This is a genomic window from Luteimonas composti (assembly GCF_042678665.1).
Lineage (GTDB): Bacteria > Pseudomonadota > Gammaproteobacteria > Xanthomonadales > Xanthomonadaceae > Luteimonas > Luteimonas composti.
This window is the reverse complement of the sequence record NZ_JBHTKU010000002.1, coordinates 526,126-549,524: the sequence shown is the minus strand read 5'-3', so window position 1 is coordinate 549,524 and position 23,399 is coordinate 526,126. Positions and strand designations below refer to the sequence as shown.

Annotated in this window: 29 protein-coding genes; 16 read left to right on the top strand and 13 right to left on the bottom strand. The window is 70.9% G+C overall.

Going from position 1 to position 23,399, the window contains the following annotated elements:
• Positions 1–117 precede the first annotated feature (117 nt).
• Together ACFQ2D_RS07150 and ACFQ2D_RS07145 are read right to left on the bottom strand one after the other, a co-directional pair.
• On the bottom strand, positions 118–612 hold the full coding sequence (locus tag ACFQ2D_RS07150; RefSeq protein WP_280943145.1) for a GyrI-like domain-containing protein: 495 nt from the start codon (positions 610–612) through the stop codon (positions 118–120).
• 198 nt (positions 613–810) lie between these two features.
• A complete protein-coding gene (locus ACFQ2D_RS07145) occupies positions 811–1,350 on the bottom strand; it encodes a lipocalin family protein (RefSeq protein ID WP_280943144.1) in 540 nt (179 codons plus the stop codon).
• A gap of 340 nt (positions 1,351–1,690) precedes the next feature.
• On the opposite strand from ACFQ2D_RS07145, the gene ACFQ2D_RS07140 reads away from it, so the two are divergent.
• The 5 genes from ACFQ2D_RS07140 (at position 1,691) to ACFQ2D_RS07120 (ending at position 4,951) form a co-directional block, all read left to right on the top strand.
• Positions 1,691–2,125: a hypothetical protein gene (locus tag ACFQ2D_RS07140; RefSeq protein ID WP_280943143.1), complete on the top strand. Its 435-nt coding sequence runs from the start codon at positions 1,691–1,693 to the stop codon at positions 2,123–2,125.
• Between the two features lie 63 nt (positions 2,126–2,188).
• Positions 2,189–2,569 (top strand): VOC family protein, encoded by a 381-nt coding sequence (locus tag ACFQ2D_RS07135; protein WP_280943142.1) that lies wholly within the window; start codon positions 2,189–2,191, stop codon positions 2,567–2,569.
• 96 nt (positions 2,570–2,665) lie between these two features.
• Complete coding sequence (locus tag ACFQ2D_RS07130; protein ID WP_280943141.1) at positions 2,666–2,809, top strand: hypothetical protein; 144 nt, start codon at positions 2,666–2,668, stop codon at positions 2,807–2,809.
• Positions 2,810–2,931: 122 nt separating this feature from the next.
• The gene (locus tag ACFQ2D_RS07125; RefSeq protein WP_280943140.1) at positions 2,932–3,411 is read left to right on the top strand and encodes a BON domain-containing protein; all 480 of its coding nucleotides are present in this window, start codon (positions 2,932–2,934) and stop codon (positions 3,409–3,411) included.
• A 313-nt stretch (positions 3,412–3,724) separates the two neighbouring features.
• On the top strand, positions 3,725–4,951 hold the full coding sequence (locus ACFQ2D_RS07120; protein WP_280943139.1) for a GGDEF domain-containing protein: 1,227 nt from the start codon (positions 3,725–3,727) through the stop codon (positions 4,949–4,951).
• 38 nt (positions 4,952–4,989) lie between these two features.
• On the opposite strand, the gene ACFQ2D_RS07115 is transcribed toward ACFQ2D_RS07120, so the two are convergent.
• Complete coding sequence (locus ACFQ2D_RS07115; protein ID WP_280943138.1) at positions 4,990–5,571, bottom strand: SCE4755 family polysaccharide monooxygenase-like protein; 582 nt, start codon at positions 5,569–5,571, stop codon at positions 4,990–4,992.
• 401 nt (positions 5,572–5,972) lie between these two features.
• On the opposite strand from ACFQ2D_RS07115, the gene ACFQ2D_RS07110 reads away from it, so the two are divergent.
• Entirely contained in the window at positions 5,973–6,371 is a 399-nt protein-coding gene (locus ACFQ2D_RS07110; RefSeq protein WP_280943137.1) for a hypothetical protein, read from the top strand.
• A 430-nt stretch (positions 6,372–6,801) separates the two neighbouring features.
• Here ACFQ2D_RS07110 and ACFQ2D_RS07105 read toward each other — a convergent pair whose 3' ends face one another.
• Both ACFQ2D_RS07105 and ACFQ2D_RS07100 read right to left on the bottom strand, forming a co-directional pair.
• Positions 6,802–7,011 (bottom strand): cold-shock protein, encoded by a 210-nt coding sequence (locus ACFQ2D_RS07105; protein WP_280943136.1) that lies wholly within the window; start codon positions 7,009–7,011, stop codon positions 6,802–6,804.
• A gap of 342 nt (positions 7,012–7,353) precedes the next feature.
• The gene (locus ACFQ2D_RS07100; RefSeq protein ID WP_280943135.1) at positions 7,354–10,392 is read right to left on the bottom strand and encodes a DUF7948 domain-containing protein; all 3,039 of its coding nucleotides are present in this window, start codon (positions 10,390–10,392) and stop codon (positions 7,354–7,356) included.
• A gap of 416 nt (positions 10,393–10,808) precedes the next feature.
• Between ACFQ2D_RS07100 and ACFQ2D_RS07095 the strand changes: the two genes are divergently transcribed.
• Positions 10,809–10,997: a CPXCG motif-containing cysteine-rich protein gene (locus ACFQ2D_RS07095; RefSeq protein WP_280943134.1), complete on the top strand. Its 189-nt coding sequence runs from the start codon at positions 10,809–10,811 to the stop codon at positions 10,995–10,997.
• Positions 10,998–11,018: 21 nt separating this feature from the next.
• Here ACFQ2D_RS07095 and ACFQ2D_RS07090 read toward each other — a convergent pair whose 3' ends face one another.
• Entirely contained in the window at positions 11,019–11,606 is a 588-nt protein-coding gene (locus ACFQ2D_RS07090) for an SRPBCC domain-containing protein (RefSeq protein ID WP_280943133.1), read from the bottom strand.
• A 66-nt stretch (positions 11,607–11,672) separates the two neighbouring features.
• Positions 11,673–12,077 (bottom strand): NAD(+)--rifampin ADP-ribosyltransferase, encoded by a 405-nt coding sequence (gene arr, locus ACFQ2D_RS07085; RefSeq protein ID WP_280943132.1) that lies wholly within the window; start codon positions 12,075–12,077, stop codon positions 11,673–11,675.
• Positions 12,078–12,416: 339 nt separating this feature from the next.
• Here arr and ACFQ2D_RS07080 point away from each other — a divergent pair, with 339 nt between their 5' ends.
• The 5 genes from ACFQ2D_RS07080 to ACFQ2D_RS07060 all read left to right on the top strand — a co-directional run bounded on the left by ACFQ2D_RS07080 (position 12,417) and on the right by ACFQ2D_RS07060 (position 15,798).
• Positions 12,417–12,647: a hypothetical protein gene (locus tag ACFQ2D_RS07080; RefSeq protein ID WP_386795572.1), complete on the top strand. Its 231-nt coding sequence runs from the start codon at positions 12,417–12,419 to the stop codon at positions 12,645–12,647.
• 121 nt (positions 12,648–12,768) lie between these two features.
• Positions 12,769–13,770, top strand: coding sequence for an acyl-CoA dehydrogenase (locus ACFQ2D_RS07075; protein ID WP_280943130.1), 1,002 nt, complete (start codon positions 12,769–12,771; stop codon positions 13,768–13,770).
• Complete coding sequence (locus ACFQ2D_RS07070) at positions 13,758–14,513, top strand: PIG-L deacetylase family protein (protein WP_280943129.1); 756 nt, start codon at positions 13,758–13,760, stop codon at positions 14,511–14,513. Before ACFQ2D_RS07075 ends, ACFQ2D_RS07070 begins: the two co-directional genes overlap by 13 nt.
• The gene (locus ACFQ2D_RS07065) at positions 14,510–15,106 is read left to right on the top strand and encodes an SAM-dependent methyltransferase (RefSeq protein WP_280943128.1); all 597 of its coding nucleotides are present in this window, start codon (positions 14,510–14,512) and stop codon (positions 15,104–15,106) included. The genes ACFQ2D_RS07070 and ACFQ2D_RS07065 overlap by 4 nt, the downstream gene beginning before the upstream one ends.
• Positions 15,103–15,798, top strand: coding sequence for a glycosyltransferase (locus ACFQ2D_RS07060; RefSeq protein WP_280943127.1), 696 nt, complete (start codon positions 15,103–15,105; stop codon positions 15,796–15,798). The genes ACFQ2D_RS07065 and ACFQ2D_RS07060 overlap by 4 nt, the downstream gene beginning before the upstream one ends.
• A gap of 27 nt (positions 15,799–15,825) precedes the next feature.
• Here ACFQ2D_RS07060 and ACFQ2D_RS07055 read toward each other — a convergent pair whose 3' ends face one another.
• A complete protein-coding gene (locus tag ACFQ2D_RS07055) occupies positions 15,826–16,683 on the bottom strand; it encodes a chemotaxis protein CheX (protein ID WP_280943126.1) in 858 nt (285 codons plus the stop codon).
• A gap of 38 nt (positions 16,684–16,721) precedes the next feature.
• Positions 16,722–17,090, bottom strand: a complete 369-nt coding sequence (locus tag ACFQ2D_RS07050) for a response regulator (protein WP_280943125.1) — start codon at positions 17,088–17,090, stop codon at positions 16,722–16,724.
• Between the two features lie 200 nt (positions 17,091–17,290).
• Between ACFQ2D_RS07050 and ACFQ2D_RS07045 the strand changes: the two genes are divergently transcribed.
• The 3 genes from ACFQ2D_RS07045 to ACFQ2D_RS07035 all read left to right on the top strand — a co-directional run bounded on the left by ACFQ2D_RS07045 (position 17,291) and on the right by ACFQ2D_RS07035 (position 18,957).
• Positions 17,291–18,154 carry an RNA polymerase sigma-70 factor gene (locus ACFQ2D_RS07045; RefSeq protein WP_280943124.1) on the top strand — a complete coding sequence of 288 codons (864 nt, stop codon included), beginning with the start codon at positions 17,291–17,293 and terminating at the stop codon, positions 18,152–18,154.
• A 77-nt stretch (positions 18,155–18,231) separates the two neighbouring features.
• Positions 18,232–18,687, top strand: a complete 456-nt coding sequence (locus ACFQ2D_RS07040; protein ID WP_280943123.1) for a carboxymuconolactone decarboxylase family protein — start codon at positions 18,232–18,234, stop codon at positions 18,685–18,687.
• Between the two features lie 45 nt (positions 18,688–18,732).
• Positions 18,733–18,957 (top strand): hypothetical protein, encoded by a 225-nt coding sequence (locus ACFQ2D_RS07035; protein WP_280943122.1) that lies wholly within the window; start codon positions 18,733–18,735, stop codon positions 18,955–18,957.
• Positions 18,958–18,970: 13 nt separating this feature from the next.
• Here ACFQ2D_RS07035 and ACFQ2D_RS07030 read toward each other — a convergent pair whose 3' ends face one another.
• Entirely contained in the window at positions 18,971–20,113 is a 1,143-nt protein-coding gene (locus ACFQ2D_RS07030; protein WP_280943121.1) for a phage tail sheath family protein, read from the bottom strand.
• Between the two features lie 129 nt (positions 20,114–20,242).
• Here ACFQ2D_RS07030 and ACFQ2D_RS07025 point away from each other — a divergent pair, with 129 nt between their 5' ends.
• Positions 20,243–20,596, top strand: a complete 354-nt coding sequence (locus tag ACFQ2D_RS07025) for an FKBP-type peptidyl-prolyl cis-trans isomerase (RefSeq protein WP_280943120.1) — start codon at positions 20,243–20,245, stop codon at positions 20,594–20,596.
• A 49-nt stretch (positions 20,597–20,645) separates the two neighbouring features.
• On the opposite strand, the gene ACFQ2D_RS07020 is transcribed toward ACFQ2D_RS07025, so the two are convergent.
• The 3 genes from ACFQ2D_RS07020 to ACFQ2D_RS07010 all read right to left on the bottom strand — a co-directional run bounded on the left by ACFQ2D_RS07020 (position 20,646) and on the right by ACFQ2D_RS07010 (position 23,246).
• Positions 20,646–21,131: a pyridoxamine 5'-phosphate oxidase family protein gene (locus tag ACFQ2D_RS07020; RefSeq protein ID WP_280943119.1), complete on the bottom strand. Its 486-nt coding sequence runs from the start codon at positions 21,129–21,131 to the stop codon at positions 20,646–20,648.
• A 117-nt stretch (positions 21,132–21,248) separates the two neighbouring features.
• Positions 21,249–22,190, bottom strand: coding sequence for a hypothetical protein (locus tag ACFQ2D_RS07015; protein WP_386795571.1), 942 nt, complete (start codon positions 22,188–22,190; stop codon positions 21,249–21,251).
• Between the two features lie 9 nt (positions 22,191–22,199).
• Positions 22,200–23,246 carry a glycoside hydrolase family 11 protein gene (locus tag ACFQ2D_RS07010; protein WP_280943118.1) on the bottom strand — a complete coding sequence of 349 codons (1,047 nt, stop codon included), beginning with the start codon at positions 23,244–23,246 and terminating at the stop codon, positions 22,200–22,202.
• Positions 23,247–23,399: the final 153 nt, after the last annotated feature.

Below are 23,399 nucleotides of genomic sequence, written 5' to 3'. Positions count from 1 at the left end.
CTTAGGCGCTGGCCGGACGCGCCCCAAGGCTTGGCAACACAGTGGCGGGAAAGGATGCCGGTCCCGCGCGCAATCCAGGCCGCACGGTCGAGCGTGTCGCCCCGCCTGGGTCGTTCCCTACGGATCCCTGAGCTTGATTGTCACCGTGGTGCGCAGGTGGCCCAGGTCCAGCGTTCCCGCCGGGCTGACGTGGCAGATCTCGGAGCGGTGCGCGAACCACTCGCCATCCGGCCGCTGCCGGCTGTCGAACACCAGGCCCGTGTAGCGCGCCCAGCCGATCAGCACGGCATTGACCACGAGCAGGTCGTCGTAGGCGCCGGTGTATTCGATCTCGGCGTAGCGGCCGGCCGGCAGCATGCCGCTGGTGAATTCGCCGTCCGCCTCCACCGGCTGCGCCAGTGCGACGCCGAACTCCATTTCCAGGTCCGGCATGTCGACCACGTTGTGCTTGAAGAACACCGGACCCGTCGCCGGCAGCCCGTGCTGCGCCAGGTACGCAGACAGCCTGGCGAGGATGCCGGGGATCTCGTCGTCGAACGGCAGCGTGACGCGCTTCCTGAGCGCGACGTAGGGCGTGGCGCTGTGTTCGACGATGCATGGCAGGCTGAGCATGGGCGGTCTCCAGTCCGGTAGGGCGCGCGAGCCGCACCCTCACTGTCCCGACGAATGGACTGGGTGTGGATCGACCGACCATCCGCACATCCCATCGCCGCCCGTCCATGCCGTCGCACCGAGACAGGTTCTGCGTCGTTGCGCCGGCACGGGCCGGGAGCGCCACGATGGCCCCGGTCCCGGGACCCCTGACACCCTTCAGCGCTGCGGCGTTTCGACCAGGCGCGAGGTGTCGTAGCCGAGGGCCCGCGCGCGGGCGACCAGCGCGTCCTGGTCGGCCTTGGGGAAGGCCTTGTCGCGGGTGAGGATCCACAGGTACTTGAGGTCCGGCGAACCGACGATCGCCCAGCGATAGTCCGGGTCGAGGTCGACGATCCAGTAGTCGCCCCAGACGGCCGGCAGGAAGGACAGGAACGCCGGGGCGAATCGCACCTCGAGCTTCGACGTGCTCTCTCCCACCCTGCGCGCGATGGCGCGCGCCTCGATGCGCTCGCCCTTGTCGGTATCGCACTGGTTGACGACATCGATGCGCCCGTCGTCGCGCAGGGTGTAGCGCGCAGTGGTGTTGGCCATGCAGTTGCGCTGGAAGAACAGGGGCAGGTGCGCCTGCTCGTACCAGAGGCCTGCATAGCGTTCCAGGTCGACCGCGGATACCGCCTCGACCTGCTGCGCCTGTGCACGCCCCGCGAGCCCGGACAGTGCGATCGTCGCGACGAGGAGGAAACGGCAGGCACGCATGGGGACATCCAGATTCGGGAAGATGGCGCTGGATCTCACGGCGCGCGTGTCCGCGCAATGAAGGCGGACGAGGCGCCCCGCATCCGGGCTCTGCGACCAGCCGCCGCGTGGCCGTCCGCCAGTTCGTCGGGTCGCCATCTTTTTTCCGGGCGAGCCGCGGCGGAGGGCGCTTGCCGCTTTATGCTCGACGTCCAGACAAAGGGGGCCCGGGAGGCGCGCCTTCATCGCGCGCCCTCCCGTATTCGAAAGCGTTCGCCGGGCATCTGGGCGTGGGGGGGTCCGCGGGCCACCCACGGCGGGGCATCGATGCCGCGTGCTGGCGGGATAGGGAGAGGTGTTCATGCGAATCGTGCTGATCCTGATGCTGGCTTGCGCCGCCTATGGCGCGATCCAGCTGTGGCCGGAGCGGGATGCGCTGGCCGGGGTGGCCACCAGCGCGAACGGTTTCGTGCCGGTCGAGATGCCCGGCGGGATCGCGCCCGGTGCGGTGCTGGTGCTGGCGCCGCGCAACTGCCCGTCGGAGCAGGCACAGCGCACCGAGGCGCTTGCGGGCGAACTGGCCCGGCAGGGAATTCCGGTGGTCAGGGACGACGGGTTCGCGTTCGACGTGGCGGACCCGACGCCCGAGCAGATGGCCGGCATCGATCGCGCCGTCGAGGTGTTCAAGCGCGGTGCGCCGGCGGTGTTCGTCAATGGCATGGCGATGTCCAACCCCACCGCCGCGCAGACCATCGCCGAATACCGGGCGACGATGGGCGTACGATCGCCTGATTGACCCGGTACATATGGGCGGATGCGGCCGGGTCCGATCGATCGGACTGCTTCACCGGAGGTACTCATGCAGCGCGTCACCGGCATTGGCGGAATCTTCTTCAAGTCGCCCGACCCCAAGGCGCTGAGCGCTTGGTATCGCGACCACCTGGGGCTGGACACGGGCGACTGGGGCGGCGCGATGTTCCAGTGGGGCGGCGACGGCAGCCCGCCCGGGATGACGCTCTGGAGTCCGTTCGCACAGGACACCGGTTACATGGCGCCGGGCACCGCCAGCTTCATGGTCAATTTCCGGGTGGCGGACCTCGATGCGCTGCTGGTCGCGCTGCGCGCCGAAGGCTGCCAGGTGCTCGACCGGACCGAGGCGTCCGAACAGGGCAAGTTCGGCTGGGTGATCGACCCGGATGGCAACAAGGTGGAGCTGTGGGAGCCGTCTTCGGGGCAGTAGCGCGTCGCGCGGCGGCAGCAAGGATGGCAGGCCTGCACATGCGCATGACCGCAACCGGCGCAGGCTCGGCGCACATCCATCCACGGAGTACCCGCCATGGGCACGCCCCAGACACCCGACACCATGCGGAAGTCGCGCCAGGAGAAATCGCCGCCGCCCAAGCGCGAGCAGGCGCATCCGGGAAAGCTGTCCAACCCGAGGGCGGGAGACAAGGCCGAGAAGCGGCAGGGCGGCGCCTGAGGGGGCGTCCGCGACACCTGCACGCGTCCGTCAACTGCCTTAACGCGCAGGCTGGACGGTCACGCGTCGTGAACGGCGGCGTCCCCACACTTCCGCCCGTTCCCACCTGACGGAGTACGCCCATGAAGACTTCCCGCATTCCCCTCGCCATTGCCCTGTCGTCCGCGCTCGCCCTTGCCGTGGGCTGCTCGGCCGACCGTGACACCCAGGCCGCGACCGACGACGCCGACATGACCCCGGCCACCACGCCGGCGGATCCGGCCACCGCGCCGGCCGGTCCGGCCACCGCCGACACCATGACCCCGGCGCCGATGACCGACGCCACCGCCGATGCCGATGCCGGCCTGGGCGACGGCCAGAATTCCGACCAGCCGGTAGACGACACCTGGATCACCACCAAGGTGAAGTCGTCGCTGCTGGCCGACTCGGATGTCTCCGGCCTCGACATCAACGTCGACACGCTCAATGGCGTGGTGACGCTGCGTGGCCAGGTCGAAACCCAGGCGCAGGCCGACGAAGCCACCCGCATCGCGCGCGAGATCAAGGGCGTGACCAATGTCGACACCAGCGGCCTGACGGTCGGTGGCGCCGCCACCGAGTAAGTTCCTCGTACCATCGTCGACACAGGGAAAGGCGGGCTCCGGCCCGCCTTTCCTGCGTCTGGGCCCCGGCGCGTGCTTCGCGAAGCGCGGGGGCCGGCGTCTGCGCCCGGCGAAAGCGACGCCCGCGTGCGCGGCTCCAGTTCCGGATGCTGCGGCCGTTATCGTGCCGAGGCCGTCCCCGCGGGCGGCCGGCACGATGCCGCCACGGCCGGGACATCGTTCGCCGCAAGGATGCTTCGCCCACGTCCCGCTCCCGGACCGCAGCACCCGCACCGGCGATCGACGCATCGCCCCTATCGCCACGTCGACGTCGATGATCGCCAACCTTCTCGTAGGCATGCTCTGCGTCTACCTGCTGAGCTTCACGGTGATGTTCCTGCTCATCAGCCGGCGCCTGGGCGGGGAGAAGATGGGGACGGACGCGTTCGCCGTGGGCAACCTCGCGCTGGGTTCGGCGTACGTGCTGCAGCTGCTCGAAGGCCCGGCGGGCTGGAGCGCGATGAGCGTGGCGAACCATTCGCTCACCCTGTGCGCGCTGGCGGCCTACTCGGTGGGCGGTGCGCGGTTTTTCGGGCGCCGCACGCCCCTGCTGTGGCCACTTGTCGCGGTCGGGACCGGATATGCGCTGCTGCAGCTGGCGATGCACTGGGCCTGGGGCCCGGTGGCGCGCTACGCCCTGCTCTCGGCCACCTGCGCGCTGTGCTTCGCGGCGATGGTGGTCGTCCTGGTGGCGGGCATGCGGACGTTCGCGCGCGACCTGCGCGGCGAGATGCTGGTGTTCGCCGCGCTGATCGGCGGCATCTGCATATTGAACGCGATGAAGCTGGCCAAGCTGCTGGCCGGCGGCCTTCCGGCACTGGACATGGATGGCCGGTTCCAGATGATCTTCTACGTCTACATGTGCTCGCTGGCGACGATCATCCCGCCGTCCATCGTCTGGCTGGTACTGCGCCGGCTGACGGACACGCTCCGCGGCAACGCGGCGCGCGATCCGCTGACGCGGCTGCTCAACCGGCGCGGGCTGACCGAAGCCCTGGACGCACACTTCCGGCGCGCCGATGCGTGCGCGCGCCTGTTGCTGATCGACGTGGACCATTTCAAGCGCATCAACGACCGCCATGGACACCAGGCCGGCGACGCGGTGCTGTGCGCGGTCGCCGACGTACTGCGGGGCGCCGTGCGCAAGGACGACCTGGTCTGCCGCATGGGCGGCGAGGAGTTCGCTGCGGTCTGCCCGGGTGCCGACGACGCGACCGCATTGCAGGTGGCCGAACGCATACGTCACGCCATTGCATCGGCCGCCATGCTGCAGGTGGCGGGCGGCGAGACGGTGCGCTGCACGGTCACCGTCGGCGTTTCGGGCAGCTTCGACGACCAGGTCACGCTGGCGCGGGCGATGCAGGCGGCGGACGCCGCGCTGTACCGCGGCAAGCGCGGCGGGCGCAACCGCGTCGAACGCGACGCGTCGGCCCCGGAGTCGGACGGGGCGCCGATGGCCGGCGCCCGGATCCTGCTGGCGGCAGCGGATCCGCTTTCCTGACCGGTCCGACCCGCACGGCCGGCCGCCCCCGTTGTCCGTCAGGCGCCGCGCCGCAGTCTCAGGTCGACGCACTGGTGGTAGAGGTCGTCGGCGTTCTCCGCCGTCGGGTCGTACGGCGCCTTGTCCTGCTCGGTCATGACCTGGAGGATCTGCAGGGTGCACTGCTCGCATTCCACGTCCGGCAGCCTGACGTCGACCGAGTACTGCTTCCCATGCGGGCTGTCGTCGTGCCGGCCGAAGTCGTCGATCAGCACCGTCGCGTTGTTGTAGAAGTCGCCCGCGCCGCAGTTGGGCTCGCCCACGCCGCAGCTGCGTCCGGCCGGCCGGATGCTCGCCGGGTCGCGGAAATCGTCGTGCCCGTCGCTGTCGAAGGCGATGCGGTAATAGCCGGGGTGCCCGACGTATTCCACCCACGAGACCTTGATCGTCTCGCCCGGCGAGTACGTGTAGACATCGCTGCCGCGTTCGCCGTCGGGACGCCCGCAGGGCGCGCTCTTGATCTCGCCCGGTCCATAGCGCGACTTGTGGGTATCGGCCATGTCCACGCTGAAATGGGCGGGGACGCTGCTGGCGCACAGGCCGAGCACGACCAGCAGGCACGCGGAAACCCTGACGCGCATCGGGGAGTCCTTCCATCAGGGAGAGATGCGGACATTACACAAGCTGCGGGGGCGCGTGCAGAACGGTAACGGATGCAATCGAAGCGACGCGCAGACGACGACCGGAGCGATCCTCCTTGTTTCCCGCGTCGGGTCCGGCCGGCCGGTCGGCAGTGCGGCGCGATCCGTGGCGAAGCGCCCCCTTCTGCCGTGCATCGACGGGACGAACGCAGCGGACGTCGCACCGACCGGGCGCGGACCAGGCGGAACGGCGTTCCGGCATCCGGTTTCGCGATCTGCGCCGTGCGCTGGCTGTTCCCCCTGAGCGGCCGGATCGCATCGTTCCAGCCGCGTGCGGGGGACATCGCCAAAACTGCCCTCCGGCGGTGTATCGTCGCGCTCCCGACTGCGCAGGAGCCCCCATGGATCGCTGGATCAGCGCGCTGATGGCGATCGTCCTGGCGGCGACGGCCGCGCTGGCCCGGGCGCAGGGCACGGACGATCCACCGGCGCCGCGTCCCGAACTGGACCCGGCCCACCTGGTCTACACGCAGCCGCTGGGCGACGGCCTGTATTTCGACCAGTGGTATGCCTATCCGCTGACCGAATTCGACGAGCCCATGCCCAGCCTGTACACGGTGATCCGCGACGGCAAGAGCGGCGATTTCGCGGGAACGCTGTCGCTGGACTGCGCCGCACGCTCGGCGCGCTGGCAGGGAGGGGTGCTGCATGGCACGCAGCTCGTGGACGAAGCGTACTTCGCTACCCGGATGCCGCCGCAGGTGGCGGACAAGGTAGTCGCGCGCTACTGCAGCAGGTAGAGGCGCAGGGCGGTCCCGCGCCGGTCCGCGTGCGACCCCCGGGCGCCCGTGCCCCGGATCGTCGATGGATGTAGCGAAAGGCCTGCGGTTCCACGCTTCGACCCGCTTTGCGCCCGTTCGCACTCGCCGTCGCCGCGATCGGCTGCGCGGCCAAGGCCTGATGTTGGCTTGACGACCCGGGGGCTCCCTGCCGGGCGTTCCGCCCGACCCGTGCGCCGTATGCCGGCCGGCACTGTGGATGTTCCCGCCGCCCATCGGCCCCCGTCGCGACCGGCCCGGTGCGCTTTTGCCTGCTGGCGGCCCGCGCGTGGCGCGCCCGCGCAAGTCCGTCGCGGCGGATCTTGCCCGAGCGTGCCCCAGACGCAGAAAACCCCGGGCGTTTCCGCCCGGGGTTCCGGTACAAATGACGCGTTGCCGCGTCGCGCCGGAATTACTCGGCCTGGACTTCCTCAGCCTGCAGGCCCTTCTGGCCCTGCGCGACCTTGAAGGACACGCGCTGGCCTTCCTGCAGCGACTTGAAGCCGCTGCCCTGGATCGAACGGAAATGGACGAACAGGTCGTCGCCGCTCTGCGGGGTGATGAAGCCGAAGCCCTTGGCGTCGTTGAACCACTTGACGGTGCCGGTCTGACGATCGGACATGGTGTTACTCCTTGGATCAGTGAGGGAAACACGGCTCGCGACATGCGATGCCGGGACTGTATCGAGCAAGGGGTAACGCGCGAAGCGATGGAGCGGATCGCAGATAGAGGGCCGTTGCCGACCTTGAAGCCAGACCTACCGCATCGGAGCCACGATGTACCGTGATCCCGCCTTGAACAGTGCGCACACGATACACGAGTTGGCGGCGGATCCGGGGCAGCCGCCGTCACGGGGCTGAACTGCCGGGGCTGCCGTTCATGCTGGTGCACTGCACGCCGCTGGCCTCGGCCCAAAAAGAAAGGCCCGGTATTCCACCGGGCCTTTCCGATTGCCGCAACGCGATCAGGACTTGGGAATCCAGTTCTGGTCCGTGACCGAGACCACGCCGAGCTGGTTCTTGCTGTTCGCGCGCCGCCAAATGGTGTTCGCACCGCTGTAATGGTTGCGCCACAGGATGTCGGAGCGGCCATCGCCGTCGTAGTCGCCCGTGCCCAGCACCTGCCAGTCGTGGTTGGTGACGCCCGCCACCGACAGGCGCGAGCCGTTGAGGCCGGAACGCCAGATCAGGTTCTGGCCATTCACGCCGTTGCGCCACAGGATATCGTCCTTGCCGTCCCCATCGAAGTCGCCAAGGCCCACCACCTTCCAGGCGGTGCCCTTGACCGCGTCCACGGCCTGTTGCGACGCGTACTTGCCCTGCTTCCAGATGGTGCCCTTTCCGCTCGAGGTATCGCGCCACAGGATGTCGTCGCGGCTGTCGCCGTCGAAGTCGGCCACGCCTACGACCTCCCAGGCCAGGCCGGTGACGTTGGTGACCGAGATCTGGGTGTTGTAGTTGGCCGCGTTCCAGATCGCATTGGCGCCAGTGACGGCATTGCGCCACAGGATGTCGTCCTTGCCGTCGCCGTTGAAGTCGCCGGTCCCCACCACCTTCCAGTTGGTGTCGGTCACCGACGTCACGCCCATGGCGTTGGAGTAGTTGCCGCGGCGCCACACCGTGTTGGCGCCCGTCACCACGTGACGCCACAGGATGTCGTCGCGCCCGTCGCCGTCGAAGTCGCCGACGCCGACGATCTGCCAGTCGAGGTCGGTCACACGGGTGATGTCGCGCGCCTGCGAACGGACCGCCCCCGGCCAGATGCTGCCGGCGCCGGTGGCCTGGTTGCGCCACAGGAGGTCGCTGGTGCCGTTGCCATCGAAGTCGCCCGGCCAGGAGCGCAGCGACGCGTCGGTCAGGCGAGTCAGGTAGATATCCGGCACCCCGTCGTACTGCGGCGCCGGGCTGCCATGCGCCTTCTGGAAGGGCGCGTATAGCGGCAGGTCGGTCGAGGCCGTGTAGCCGGTGAGGTGGATCGTGCCGTCGCGGCCCAGCGCGATGCCCGAGCCGATCTCCCAGCCGCTGCCGCCGAACGAAGTGCTGCGCAGCAGCTTGCGGCCCGACGCGTCGAGTTGGACCAGGACCTGGTCCTGCGAACCGCCCATCTTCGGCTGCAGCGGGTTGAACAGCGGGAAGTCCGGCGAAGAGGTGTAGCCGGTCCAGTACACGTTGCCGGCCGGATCCAGCGCGATATGGCGCATGTCGTCCATGTCGCTGCCGCCGTAGTAGGTGGCGTAGGCCAGCGAGCCGTTGGACTTGAAGCGGGCCAGGAAGCCGTCCTGTCCACCCTTGTTGGCGGCCTGCAGCGCGTTGGACGTGGCCGGGAAATCCGTCGACGAGGTGATGCCCGCCAAGTGGATGTTGCCGGCGCGGTCGACCTGCACGCCGTAGCCCCATTCGGTGGCGCTGCCGCCGAGGTAGGTGCCGTAGCGAAGCTTGCCCGCCGCGTCGAGCTTGACCAGGAACGCATCGCCACCGCCGGCATGTGCGGCCTGGATGGCGCCGCGCGTCGGGAAGTCGGCGGAGTCGGTCATGCCGCTGACCCAGATGCCGCCGGCCGCGTCCAGCGCGATCCCGCGGCCCTGGTCGGCAGCGCCGCCGCCCAGGTAGGTACTGTAGGCGAGCGCGCCGGAGTCGAGGAACTTCGCGACGAAGGCGTCGACTCCGGCCGGGTCGGTCCTCTGCATCGCATCGGCGGTGACCGGGAAGCCCTCCCAGGAGTAGGTGTTGCCGGTGATATAGGCGCTGCCACGGGAGTCGACCACTACCCCACGGGCGACGTCGGAGTCGTTGCCGCCGTAATAGGTGCTGTATTCCAGGTCGTCGCCCCGGTTGTTGATCTTGAACAGGAACGCGTCGCCGTACGTGCCTGCGGCCCGCGACGGCTGGTTCGCCCTGAGCACCGGGAAGTCGAACGAATCGGTGTAGCCGGTGACGTAGGCGTTGCCGTTGGGCCCGACAGCCAGGCCCCACGCCGCATCGTCGCCGCTGCCGCCGACGTAGGCGCAGTAGGGCATGCTGCCCACTGCCTTGAAGCGGCAGACATAGGCGTCGTAGACGCCGCTGAACTCGCTGTCGTTGCCCATGTCCCAGGCGAACTCGATCGAGTTGGTGTTGCCGGCGACATAGGTGTTCCCCGCGCCGTCGACCGCGATGGCGGCGGTCGAATCCCAGCCATCGCCGCCCAGGAAGGTGCTGTAGGAGAGCACCGGGTCGATGACCAGCGGCAGGCGCACGTCGTAGTCGCCGAGCGAGAAGCCCACGCGGTTGCCGGCGAGCAGCGCGTATGCGCCTTCCACCGCGCGACGCGCCCCGTCGACCCATTGGTAGACGACCGGCTTGTGCTGCTTAAGATTGCCATGCTCGGTGCCCAGCACAAGGTTGCCGGCCTCGTCCAGGTCCAGCGAGGAGATGCCGGAGAACTCCAGCGCGATCCTGCCCGGATCCTTGCCAGGGGCGACCACGAAGTCGTACTCGAGCTGGCCCTGGTTGCCGTAGTAGACCAGGTCGATGCCGTCGTAGACGGACTTGTACTCGACCCTGCCGTAACGCGGCACGTTGCGCCGCCAGTTGGCCGGATCTGACCCGGTGAGGTAGTGGCTGGCGCCGGGCAGGCGCTCGGCCGCCACGTGGGGCGCGGCAGGGTTGCCGTCCACCAGGGACATCCGGAGCACGGTCGGCGCGGGACGTTCATTGCGCGCGCGACCCTCGCCTGGCGCGGGGGCCGCGGCGGCGGGACGCAGGCTGAAGACCGCCTCGGTCGGGCTCAGGAGCAGGCCGTAGCCCTCGCCGCGACTGACGTAGTCGACGTGCGGGCCGGTCTGGCCGTGGTTGGGTTCGAACGCCATCGACGGCGACGGTGCATTCATCTGCTCCAGGCTGGGCGCAACGGCCTCTACCTGCTGTGCCTGCTGGCTGGTTCCGCTGTTGCCGATACTCCAGGCGCCGGTGGCGAGCGCCAGAACCACTCCCACCGACAACACGTGTCGTGCTGGATACGTCATTGGATGTTCCCCTCGTGGATATGCACCGGACACGGCGATCGTGTCCACGCCCCTCCGCATATATACACCCGACGGAGGCCCTGCACTGCAGCAAGATGCGTGCCTGCATGACCCGCCGCCGGCGCGGCGCGCGCGGTCCGATCCGGGAGGCGCCACGCCAGTTCGGCGGGTGGTCTCTGCTGCTGTGCGGCATCTGGCGCGGCGGGCAATTGTCTGTTGGTACGCGAGCGGAGGCGGAGGCTGAAGCGAAGCTCCGTTCCCGCCAGCGCCTGCGGGGGCGCAGCCGAGGCGCGGATCAGACGGATGCGCGAAAGTGCGTGCCTGCACCCGGCGACCGCGCGCCCTCCCCCGACGGGACGGTGATAGGCCGCCGTCAATACGCTACAAACGGAACCCCGCCCCAGGCACCAACCGCCATGCTCCACTTCCAGGATGGACACTGCCCTTATTGCGGCGAGCCGGTCAGTCTGGCCGTCGACGCCAGTGCTGGTTCGCAGCGCTACATCGAGGATTGCCCGGTCTGCTGCAAGCCGATGACGGTGATGCTGGAGGTCGATCCGGACGGCGACGACCGGATGTATCTGCTCGCGCAGGACGACGCGTAGGTCGCGAATACGCCGAACCCCTCATTGGGCCCGGGGCGACCCGGTTGCCGTTGGCCCGTCGCCGTCGTCCGCCCCCAGATGCGCCAGCAGGCCGCCCAGCTGCGCGGCCTGCACGCGATCGACCACCGGCGCGAACTGGCCGATGTCGTCGGGGCTGTAGCCGCCGACGCGGTAATGCAGGGTGATCCGCGTCGCCGCTCCGTCGCCGCTGTCGGCCGGTTCCAGCCGGAACTCGAGGATCCCGTCCAGCCCCATGCCCTGCAGGGGACCAAGGCCGCCGGACATGCGCAGGCGGCGGCCGGGATCGACGAACACCACGCGCAGGTGTTCGGCCTGGCGGTCGCCGGCAACCTCGCAGAAGCAGCCCCCGACGCGGGGTTCGATCGACAGCCTGCCTTCCGCGCCCCACCAGCTGTGGTCCTTCGGCCACCACGCATCGACCTGTCCGACCAGCGCCGCCCACGCCGCGCCGGCGTCGACCGGCACCACGCCGCTGTTCTCCACGGTGAAGCCCGCGGGGGCGGCGTCGAGCACCTCCGCGCGCGCTGCGGGCGACAGAACCGCCAACCCCAGCGCCGAAACCAGGATGAACGCAGGCACGTACCGCATGGCGGCTCTCCGGATGGGTTGCCCACCGTGTACGCGCGGCGCGCCCCGGACGCAAGCGCGGCGCCCTCAGTCGTCGAGCGGATCGGCCTGCGATGGCTCGAGCCCGGCGAGGAAGGCGCGCATCTCCGCCAGCCGCGCGGGCGCATGCCCGGTCCAGTGCGCGAGTTCGCCCAGGATGCGCAAGGGATGGCGCGAGCGGAAGGATCGCGTGGGATTGCCGGGAAACCGCTTGTCGGTGAGGTTGGGATCGTCCTCGAACGGCCCGGTCGGCTCCACGATGTAGATGCGCTGCGCGCCGTCGCCCGCCGCGAGCTCGGCTCCCCAGATGGCGGCGTCGAGCGTGGCCGACATGTAGACGTGTCGAGCCGCCTTGCGGCTGCCGAAGTTGGAGGGGTGGCCGGGGACGATCAGGTCGCCGACGCCCAGGTCGGCGCGCGTGCCGTGGTACCAGGTGGTCTTCGCATCGTCCATCGCATCGCTCCTCGCATTGCACCAGGCGCGGATCCTGCAGCCCGCGGCGGGGCTTGCCGCAAGCCCCGTGGCGGGTTTGAATATGGGAACGGGAGGCCGCGCGGGCCTCCCTTCTTTTTTGCCGGGCGTCGTGTGCGTGCGGGCAACGATGGCGAAGTCCCGCGCGGGCGAGCGTCGTGTGCCGGCCGCTCCGGGCCTGTCGGCATCTTCCACGACCCGGCGGAGACGTCATGTCGAACGATCCGACGTCCACTGTCCGGCGGCGCCGGCTTTAGGCCATCGACCTGCAGAGAGCTGGCCCGGACGACCGGTCACTGGTCGCCGCGCGCGGTGGTCGGCATGGACGACGTCCGGTTCAAGCTCGCCCGCATCCAGGGCGAATTCGTCCGGCATGCGCACCAGGACACCGGCGAGGTCTTCATCGTGATCGACGCGGGATGGCCATCGAATTCCGGGACCGCACGGTGGCGCTGGCCGCGGGCCAGATGTGCGTCGTACCGCGCGGCGCCGAGCATCGGCCGGTCGCGCCGCGGAGCGCGGCATCATGCGGGTGGAGCCGCGGGTTGTTGAACACCGGCGATGCCGGCGGGGCCTGCACCGGGTCCCGCGACGCCGGGGTCAGCCACACGGCCGGCCTGTGCCGGCTGTTCTGCTCACGCGCCAAGCACGATCGGCTTGCTCCACTTCGCGCATGTCCGCCCTGCCCGATACCCCCGCCTCCGCCAGGGAGGCCGTCCCCGACCTCGTGACCCTCGCCGCGCGCGCGCGCGACTGCGTGCGCCGGGAAGGGGACTGGCCGCTGCCCGGACGCGGTCGCACCCTGGCGCGCTGGCAGGCGCTGGCCGCCATTGCCGCCCGCGACCTTGCCCTGGTGAAGGTGGTGGAGGCGCATTACGACGCGCTCGCCATCCTTGGCGATCTCGACGGGGAACCCACCAGTCCCGACGCGCTGCTGGCGGTCTGGGCCGCCGAGGGACCGCAATCGACCTTGGTACTGGACGACGGCCGCGGCGGGCCCCGGCTGACCGGGCGCAAGCCCTGGTGCTCGGGCGCGGGCTTCGTCGATGCCGCGCTGCTCACCGTGCAGGTTGGGGGCGTGTCGCAGCTGGTCCGCGTGGACATGCGCGGACCGGGCATTGAACGTCCTCCCTCGGTCTGGCAGGCCGTGGGCATGGCCGCGATCGAGAGCGGGCCCGTGGAGTTCCACCACGTCCCCTGCACCCGCGTCGGCGCGCCCGGCGCCTATCTCGAGCGGCCGGGCTTCTGGCATGGCGGCGCCGGGATCGCCGCCTGCTGGTACGGCGCGGCCGCCGAGATCGCGCGGCGCATGGCCGACCCCGAGCGGATCGCGCGCGATCCGCATGCAGCCGCGCTGCTGGGCCGCGTCGACATGGCGCTGGGTGCGGCCGCGGCGCTGCTGCGTGAGCTGGCCGAGCGCATCGATACCGCGCCATCGCTGCCGCACCAGCGCGAGGTGGTGCGCGTGCGCTCGCTGGTCGAACGGGCCTGCCATGAGGTGCTCGACGCTGCCGGTCGCGCGATGGGGCCCGGCCCGCTGTGCGGCGATCGCCAACACGCGCAGCGCTGCGCCGACCTGTCGGTGTTCGTGCGCCAGAGCCACGCCGACCGCGACTGGGCGGCGCTCGGCCTGGCGGTCGCGTCGATTGAGGAGGGGGCGCAATGGCCGCTGTAGCCGAAGCGCTGATCGTCGGCGACGGCCACGATGAATCGCGCTGGCAGCTCTCGCCCTGGCTGGCGTCGCTGCCGCATCGCGATGCGGCAGCTTTGCTGGCGACGCACGAGCGCGTCGTCGTGGTCTCGCCACATCCCGACGACGAAACCCTGGCCTGCGGCGGGCTGATGCGCGCGGCCGCACGCGCGGGCCGGACGCTCTCGGTAGTGTCGGTGACCGATGGCGAAGCCTGCTACCCCGGCAATGGCGCGTGGCCGCCGGAGCGCCTGCGCGTCGACCGCGCCAGCGAACTCGCCGGGGCGCTGCGGGCGCTGGACACCTGCGCCACCCTGCATCGCCTGCACCTGCCGGACGGCGGCGTGGCCGCGGCCGCCGCGACCCTGCGCACCGCGCTCGCGAAGCTGGTGCGACCAGGCGATCTGGTGCTGGCGCCCTGGGAGCACGATGGCCATCCCGACCACGACGCCGTCGGCGCTGCGGCGCTGTCCGTCGTGCCCGCGGCCGGTGCTACCCTGCTGCGCTATCCGGTCTGGGCCTGGCACTGGCTCGACCACGCGCGGCCCGCACCCCCTTTCCCCGCCGTGCGCATGCCGCTGGACGAGGGTGCCCGGCGGGCCAAGCGCGCCGCGATCGGCTGCTTCGCGTCGCAGCTGGGCACCGCCGCCCCGGCGGTGGCGGAACCGGTCTTGGCGCCGCACGTGGTCGCACGCTTCGAACGCCCGTTCGAGGTTTACCTGACTTGAGCCTGGATGCCCACCTCGATACGGTGTGGGCCGGCTCTGCCGACCCATGGGGGTACCACGAGCGCTGGTACGAGGCGCGCAAGCGCGCCCTGCTGATGGCGTCGCTCGACCGGCCGCGCTATGCGAAAGCCTGGGAGACCGGCTGCGCCAACGGCGTGCTGACGCGGGCGCTGGCCGGACGCTGCGGCGCCCTGTTGGCCACCGACCTGCACCCGCGGGCGGTCCGGGAGGCGCGCCGCCAATGCGGCGACCTGGCGCACGTGGAGATCGCGCAGATGGAGCATCCGCGGCAGTGGCCGCCCGGACGCTTCGACCTGGTGGTGGTCGGCGAGATCGGCTATTACCTCGCGCCGGACGGACTGCGGGAATTCGCGCGGCGGCTGCGCGGCAGCCTGGCGCCGCGCGCGCTGCTGGTGGCCTGCCACTGGTGCGCGGATTTCGACGGACGCCGCAGCAGCACGGACGAGGTCCATGCCTGCCTGGGAGCATTGCCCGGGATGGCGCGGGTCTTCATGCACGACGAGGCCGATTTCCTGCTCGAAGGCTGGAGCAACGATCCGCACACGCCCGCGCAACGCGAGGGCCTGCGGTGATCGGAGTGCTGGTGCCGGCGCACGACGAGGAGGCATTGATCGGCGACTGCCTGCATGCGATCCGGGCCGCCGCGCGCTGCCCGGCCCTGCGCGGCGAAGCGGTGCAGGTGGTCGTCGCGCTGGATGGCTGCAGCGACGGCACGGCGGCGATCTGCGCGGACATGGGCGTCGGCGTGGTGGAGCTGCAGGCGCGCAGCGTCGGTCGCGCCCGCGCGGCCGCGGCGGACTGGCTGCTTGCACGTGGTGCGCGCTGGCTGGCCTCCACCGATGCCGACAGCCGGGTGCCGGCGCACTGGCTTTCGGCGCAGCTCGCCACCGGCGCCGACGCGTTCTGCGGCACGGTGCGGGTGGGCGACTGGCTCGACTACGGCGAGCAGGTGCGCCGCGCGTTCCTCGCCGGCGAACGCCATGCAGACGGCCACGCGCACGTGCATGGGGCGAACCTGGGCGTCTCGGCCCGCGCCTACGAGGCGGTGGGCGGATTCCCGCCGCTGCCTGCGCACGAGGACCACGCGCTGGTGGAGGGGCTGGCGCGCGCGGGCTACGCGATCGCGCGCCGGGACCAGCCCTGCGTCACGACCAGCGCACGCCGCGACTGTCGCGCCCGGCACGGCTTCGGCGATTACCTGCGGAGGATCGAACTGGACATCCAGGGCGGGATGGGGGCCGCACCGGACGCGGTCGCCGCCTGAGCGCCCGGCAGGATGCGTGCGCCGGACTCAGACCGGCCGCGCCACCACCAGCACGAACGCGCCCAGCTGCGAGCCCATGCCGATCGCCAGGCTGCGTTCGCGGTCGGCCGCCAGGGTCGCGGCCGGGACGGTCGTATCGGGCGGCAGCGCGCGGTAGGCGGTGTCGTCCTCGGTCATCACGTCGCGCACCAGGTAGCCCATCACCACGTTGACCATCTCGCCCAGGGCATCGAGCGCGAGCGCGTCGTCGCAGCGCGCCGGTTCGATGTTGAGCAGCGCGCACGCGAGCGCGCGCGCGGTATCGAGGTCGGTGGCCAGGCCGATGCTCATCGGCTTGGCGCCCTGCACGCGCACGTGCGCCACGCAGGCCCAGTCGTCCAGGTCGCCCGGCGCCAGCGCTTCGGCCGGCAGGCACTGGCTGCCGAGCATGCGCGGGAACAGCCGCGCGCACACGCCGATGGCGCGGCTGGCCAGGCCGCCGAGCGGATGCGTGGCCAGTTCGGCGTCGAGCGCGTGGCGCGCCTGTTCCTGGTCGGCGCGGTGCTGCGCCAGTTCGGCCTCCAGTCGCGCCGGGTCGACCACGCCCTGTTCCAGCAGCACCTCGCCCAGCAGCTTGCGCCCGGCCTTCTGCGCGTCGAGCAGGATCGCCAGCTGCGCCTGGTCGAGCACGCCCATCTCCAGGGCGATGTCGCCGAAGCGGCGGTCCTCCACGCGCTGGCGCTGCTGGATGCGGCGCGCCTGCGCCTGGTCGAGCATGCCCTGGCGGACGGCCAGTTCGCCCAGCAGCGGATTGGAGGCGCGCTGCGCCTCGATCGCCGCCAGCAGCTGCGGCGCGGTGATCACGCCGCGCTCCAGCAGGAACTGGCCCAGGAATTTCGCTGCCATCTCGTGCCCTCTTGTTCGTCTGGTCTTGGCGCCGCCGCTCAGGCGAGCACCTGGTGGAGCACGCGCTCCATCGACTCGGGGTCGATGGGCTTCTGCAGGTAGGAGCGGGCGCCCAGCCGCAGGCATTCCTCGATGTCGCCCTGCGCGCCCAGCGAACTGAGGATGACCACGCGGCCCTGCGGGTCGAGTTCGAGGATCCGCGCCAGCGCCTGGCGGCCGTCGCATTCGGGCATCACCAGGTCCAGCAGCACGAGGTCGGGGCGCAGCGCCTGGTAGCGTTCGACCGCCTCCAGGCCATTGCCGGCTTCCCCCACCACCTCGAAACCCGCCTCGGCCAGCTGCCCCGCGGCCAGCATGCGCAATGCGCGCGAGTCGTCGCACAGCAACACGGTGGGTCGTGCGGTCATCGAAGGCTCCTGGCCGTGTCGCGGCGGGCTTGGGTTCTGTTGCGTTAGCGGCGCGACGGCCGTCACCTTGAGTAGCATCGTTGCTGCGACGCAGCAGTCCCGCCGGAGGGCCATGCCGCCGGGCCGTATCATCCGCGCAGCCAAGGGCGCGAAGCGGCGCACGGCTGTCACGCCGGCGCGCACTCGCCCGTCCCACGATCATGACCCCGCACGAGCAGACCTTCGAACTCCACCGCCCGCGCCTGCTGTCCCTGGCCTATCGCATGCTCGGCACGCGCGCCGACGCCGAGGACGCGGTGCAGGACGCATGGCTGCGCTGGCGCCAGGCCGATCCGGACGCGATCCGCGACGCCACCGGATGGCTGGTGGCCACGGTCACGCGGCTCGGCATCGACCGCCTGCGCCTGGCCCAGGTGGCGCGCACCGACTACGTCGGGCCGTGGCTGCCCGAGCCGCTGGTGGTCGACGACGCGCCCGGTCCCGCCGGTCGCGCGGAATTCGCCGAGCAGGTGTCGCTGGCCTTCCTCGCGCTGCTCGAGCGGCTCGGCCCGGAGCAGCGCGCGGCGTTCCTGCTGCGCGAAGCCTTCGACTACGACTACGCAAGCATCGCGACGATGCTGGGCCAGTCCGAGGCCAACTGCAGGCAGATGGTGCATCGTGCGCGCGAGCGGCTGCAGGCCGGTCGCGCACGTTTCCCGGCAGTCGCGCCGGAGCGCCACCGCCAGCTGCTGGAACGGTTCCTGGAAGCCTCGGGCAGCGGCGACCGGGCGGCGATCGAGCGCCTGCTGCACGCCGATGCGCGGCTGCTGTCGGACGGAGGCGGCAAGGCCACCGCGGCGCTGCGCCCGCTGCACGGCGCCGACCGGATCGCGCGCCTGTACTGGGCGGTCGCCCGACGTGCGCCGGCACGCCTGCAGCGTCGCATCGGCATCGCCAACGGCGAGCCAGCCGGGCTGCAGTTCCTGGATGGACGGCTGCAGACGGTCACCACCATCGTCTGCGACGGCGAGCGCATCGCCGAGATCCACAACCAGATGAATCCCGACAAGCTGCGCCTGCACTGAGCCGGTGTCACGGCGCGGGTCGCCCGCCCGTCCTTCGGTCGAGGCGGCCATGCCGGCCGCCATGACCGGAGCGTCCCATGTCGCAGCATCCCCGCATCCCCTATCCCAGGCTCGCCCCGAAAGCCTTCCAGGCCCTGCTTTCGCTCGACGCGGCCCTGCATCACGGCCGCATCGAACCGCGCCTGGCCGCGCTGGTGAAGCTGCGCGTCTCCCAGATCAACGGCTGCGCCTATTGCCTGGACATGCACTCTCACGAGGCGCGCGCGGCGGGCGAGGACCAGCGGCGGCTCGACACCCTGGCCGGCTGGCGCGAGAGCGGCCTGTTCGACGCGCGCGAACGCGCCGCGCTGCAGTGGGCCGAATCGCTCACCCGGATCGAGGCGACCGGCGCGGCCGACGCCGACTACGCACCGCTGGCCGGGCATTTCGACGAAACCGCCATTGCCGAGCTGAGCTTCCTGGTCGTCGAAATCAATGCCTGGAACCGGCTGGCGGTCGGCCTGCGCACGCCGCTGCCGCCGGCCCGCGCCTGACCGGCTGCACGGCGCCGTGACATCGGCCGGCGCAGCATCCGGCCCATGAAGGACAAGGCCGACATCGATGCCGCACTGGCGCGCCTGGCCGCGCGGCTGGACGCGCTGTGCAGGCAGCTGCCGCGGGAGCAGGTGCTCGAAGCGTTCTCGAACGAGACCGGGCCGGTCACCGAGCAGGTGCCGCCGGAGCACGAGGCGTACGTCGAAAGCCGCATCCACGCGCTGCTGGCCGACGCCGGGCTGATCCAGGACGACTCGCCCGGCGGTTGACGCCGGGCGGCACTCAGGCGGTCCGCCAGCTCCAGCGCAGGCGTGTGAACTCGCCAGGCTTCACCAGCGCAACGCCGGCCAGGCAGACCAGGCGTCCCTCGTCGAGGTCCTGCTGCGTCATTGTGGCGGCGTCGCAGCGGACGAACATCGCCTGATCAGGTTTGGCGCCCTGCAGCGCGCCGGCGCGCCACTGCGCGTGGAGGAAATCCCCGACCGCCGAGCGCACCCGCTGCCACAGCGCCGGTCCGTTGGGTTCGAATGCCACCCAGGGCAGTCCCGTCGCGACGCTCAGTTCGATCTGGTCGACGAACCGGCGCAGCGACACGTACTTCCATTCCGGACTGCTGGACAGCGTGCGGGCGCCATGCACGAGGATGCCCCTGCCCGGAAACTGGCGGATACAGTTCACCCTCCGGGGATTCAGCACCTCCTGCTGCGCCCTGTCGAGCGGATACGCCAGCCCGGCCGCGGTGTGCAGTCGTTCCGCAGGCGCCCTGTGCAGGCCGCGCTCGCGCTCGACGCGGGCGTACAGGCCGCAGACGAATCCCGAGGGCGGCAGCAGGCGGCGCACACCATCCGCGCCCGCCGACGCGACCCAGGGGTAGTAGAGTGCGGCGCGGCCGGCATCGAGTGCGTCGGCCAGCGCCGCGGCTTGCGCGGGGGTCGCGTCGGGTGGCGCGTCCAGCACCGCGAATCGTCGCGCGCGCGCCTCGTCCGCGGCATCGGCCAGCAGTCGATGCAGACCCCCGATGTCGCTGCACCACGCGCTGGCGCCGGGCGCGGCCAGCACGCCGACCTCGTCCGGGACCGCCGCCGTGGCCAGGGCGCGGGCATAGTCGGCCAGTTGGGGCGCTCCGCCCTCGGCGGCCGTCACCGGCAACACGTACAGCCGCTCGCCGCCTTCGGCGAAGTACGCGCGCACGGCGTGCGCCAGCAAGTGCGCCTTGACCGATCCACCGGACGCCGGCCCGGCGTCGCCCCCGTGAAGCGCCGCGAAGGCCCCGGCGCTGTCGAGCAGGGGCAGTGCGCCGCGCGGCGCAGCGGGATCGGCGCGCACCGGGCCCAGGAACAGGCAGGTGGACCGCGGGACCGCCGCGATGGCACGCGCGACCGGCGCTTCCTCGATGAACACGCCCGGCGCGCGGTAATCGGGCATCGCGGACTCCCCGGCGTGGTCGCCTGCACCATCAACGCCGCCACGCGTCCAACGCGGACAACGAAGCACCGATCGCCGCCCCCTTCGACCGCGCGACTAGACTATGCGCCCGCCCACCTGGATCGACACATGGCATTCACCACCACGGCCTCCGGCCTGCAGTTCGAAGAGACCCGCATCGGGGACGGCGCCGAGGCGCGCGCCGGGCACAACGTCACCGTGCACTACACCGGCTGGCTGTACGAGGACGGCGTGCAGGGCGCGAAGTTCGATTCCAGCAGGGACCGCGACGAGCCCTTCATCTTTCCGCTGGGCGCGGGCATGGTCATCCGCGGCTGGGACGAGGGCGTGCAGGGCATGAAGGTCGGCGGCCAGCGCACCCTGATCATTCCGGCCAGCCTCGGCTACGGTGCGCGCGGCGCCGGCGGGGTGATCCCGCCCAACGCCACGCTCAGGTTCGAGGTCGAGCTGCTGGGGACCTGACCCCGGCATGGCGCGCGGGCGACGTCCCGCGCGCCAGCAAGGAGGCGGCTCAGCCCAGGTCGACCTTGGCCACCTTGTCCTGGTAGTCCTTCTTCGGGTCGATGCCCATCAGCATCTTGACCCCGGCCAGCAGGTTGTTCTCGTTCAGCCACACCTCGCCCTGGTCGGGGTCGAGCCGCAGCAGCGCCAGCTTGGGATCGTCCTTGCCGGTGTACCAGGCCGCGACGAAGGGGTTCCACAGGCGCTCGACCACGGCGCGGTCGGTGTCCACCTGCAGGCTGCCGCCGATGCTGGCGAACAGCGAGTGGTTCTTGGCCGCGAACGCCGCCACCGCGCGGCGCGGCGTGTCCACGGCGCGCACCAGCGCATTGTCCACGGACGTGAAGAACCAGATCGGACCGTGCCCTTCGTCTTCGAGCTGCGCGGTCATCGGGCGGGTGTGGCCGTCCTCGTGGCCGTCGACGCCCAGCATGAGGGTCATGTCCGACTTGAGGGCCTTCCAGAATTTCCGTTCGAGCTCGGCAGGGTCGCTCATGGCGCGCTCCAGCGTGGGGAATGGGCCTGCAAGCTAGCCCGTGCCCCGGTGGCGGCGCCGTGAACAACGCGCGCACGACGCTGCCATGCCACGCTCCCTGGATGCGGCTGCCCGCCGCTACCCCGCCGACGAGATGCAGCGCGCCACGGTACCGGCATCCGCCACCGGCAGCGGCGGCAGTTCCGCGGCCAGCTCGCGATCGTCGATGCGGATACGCGCCTGCTCGCTGAGCATGCGCAGTTCGCCGGCGACGTCCCGCGCCAGCCAGCTCACCGATTCGTCGGGATGCGCGGCCAGCATCTCCACCATGCGCACGTGGCGCTGGTTGCCAGTGGCGCGCAGCGCGAGCAGCGCATCGAGCACCACGCCGGTGTCGCGATCGCGCAGGAGCGGTGCGACCCTGTCGGCGGCGGAGGCGTGGCGCGAGCGTGCCAGTTCCACCAGCGCCTGCTGGCGCTCCGCCGGCGTCGGGGCCTGCAGGCCAGTGGCGGCCTCGGCCACGTGCAGCTCGATCAGGCTGTTGTCGCCACGCGTGGACGCCACCTGGGCCAGCACGCGCCGGAAGGCGGGATCGGACTGCTCGAGGTAGAGCTGCGCGAGCGCGGAGTCGGGCAGCACCTGCGGGTTGTCGGCCAGGTCGAACACGCCTTTGCTGGCGACCGCGATGCCTTCGCTGCCCGGATGCGCGGCGACGAAGTCCTCGAGCTTCTCGCGCATGCTGCGGCGGTCGTTCCATGCCAGGGTGAGCAGCTCCTTGAGCTGCTGGTCGACGTCCGTCCGCTGCGGGGCCGGCGCTCGACCCGCTGCAGGCGGTGGCCGCGATCCGCTTGCGGCAACGGCGGTCGCGGCCGCCGGTCGGACCTGCGCCGGCGGCTGGAGCGCCGCCGGCCTGCGTGCGAGCTCGGCCTCCAACTCGGCAACCCGTGCAGCGAGGGCGTCGTCGCCTGGACCGTGCTGGCGGGCGTTGCCGCCCGCCAGCACGACGGCCATCGCGCCCGCCGCCAGTCCCAGCGTGGCCGCGATCGCGAGGCCTGGCAGGTGTGCGCGCGAGATGGCCATGGCGCGCACTCAGAGGTTGCCGAAGCCGATCGCGCCGTTGCAGTGCAGCCATTCGCTGCGGCCATTGCCGCCGCCGCACTGGCCGTTCTGGTAGACGCCGGTGTTGTAGGTCTGGTCCTCCGCCTGGCGGACCTGGCCGTCGACGCTGAGGTAGTCGACCTGCACGTCGCGGTTGCCGCCGTCGTTGGTGAATTCCACCACCGAACCGCCGGAAGCCGAGGTGGTGGCGGTGTAGTTGGCCATGCTGGTGGTGAGCGTCCAGCTGGCGACCGTGGCGTTGTTGACCTTCAGCGAGATGGCCTCGCCCCCGGCGGTGCCGCGCGCGCGCACGGTGATGGTCTTGCTGCCGCCACCGCCCCCGCCGCCTCCACCGGTGCCGGAACTGACCGTGATGTCGCTGCTGCCCTGGCTCTGGTAACCCTCGGTGGCGAACACCATGTAGTCGTGGTTGCCGAGGTTGAGGCCGCGGCTGGCCCAGTAGTTGAAATGGTTGGCGACGGTGATCGTGCCGGAGATGTTGCCGAATCCGCGCTTCGGATTGCGCACGCTGAAGTACTGGTAGAACGTGCTGTTGTTGCCTTCGATCGACGGCGCGTTCTGGCGCAGGCAGCGGCGCACGTTGTAGGTGGCGCCGTCGCTCTGGAAGCTGCCGAAGTCCTGTCCGCCCGCGCAGTTGGCCGGGTTGTAGGAGCCGTAGCTCTCGATTACGTAGTACTCGATCAGCGGGCCGCGGGTCCAGCCGTACAGCGCCAGGTAGGAGTTCTGGCTGTTGTTGACGCCGTAGTAACCCGAGTAGTTGACCACGCGCGGGCCACCCGGATTCCAGCCCTTGCCGCCGACCCAGTTGTTGGTGTTGCTGGTCCACTGGGAGCTGTAGCGCCCGCCGGAATGCAGGGTCATGGATGCGCTGCCCGAGTCCTTCCAGAACGTGTAGTAGTAACCGTCGTGCGTGCCGGTGGAATTGTTGTTGAGCGTCTGCGCCTGCGCGACGCCGGCCGCGAGCGCGAGCGCTCCGGCCAGTGCGGTGGCGGCCAGGCCGCGGCGATGGAACTTCATCATCTCGATTCTCCAAATGCAGTGGCGCCCTTGCGGCGACGCGTGCGCTGCCGTGGGCGTTTCGATGGGATTGCATGGATGATGGATGCCCTGCGGATGCAGGACCGGGGGCATTGCCGCGCCAACCGTGGAACGCGTCGACCGGGACGTCAC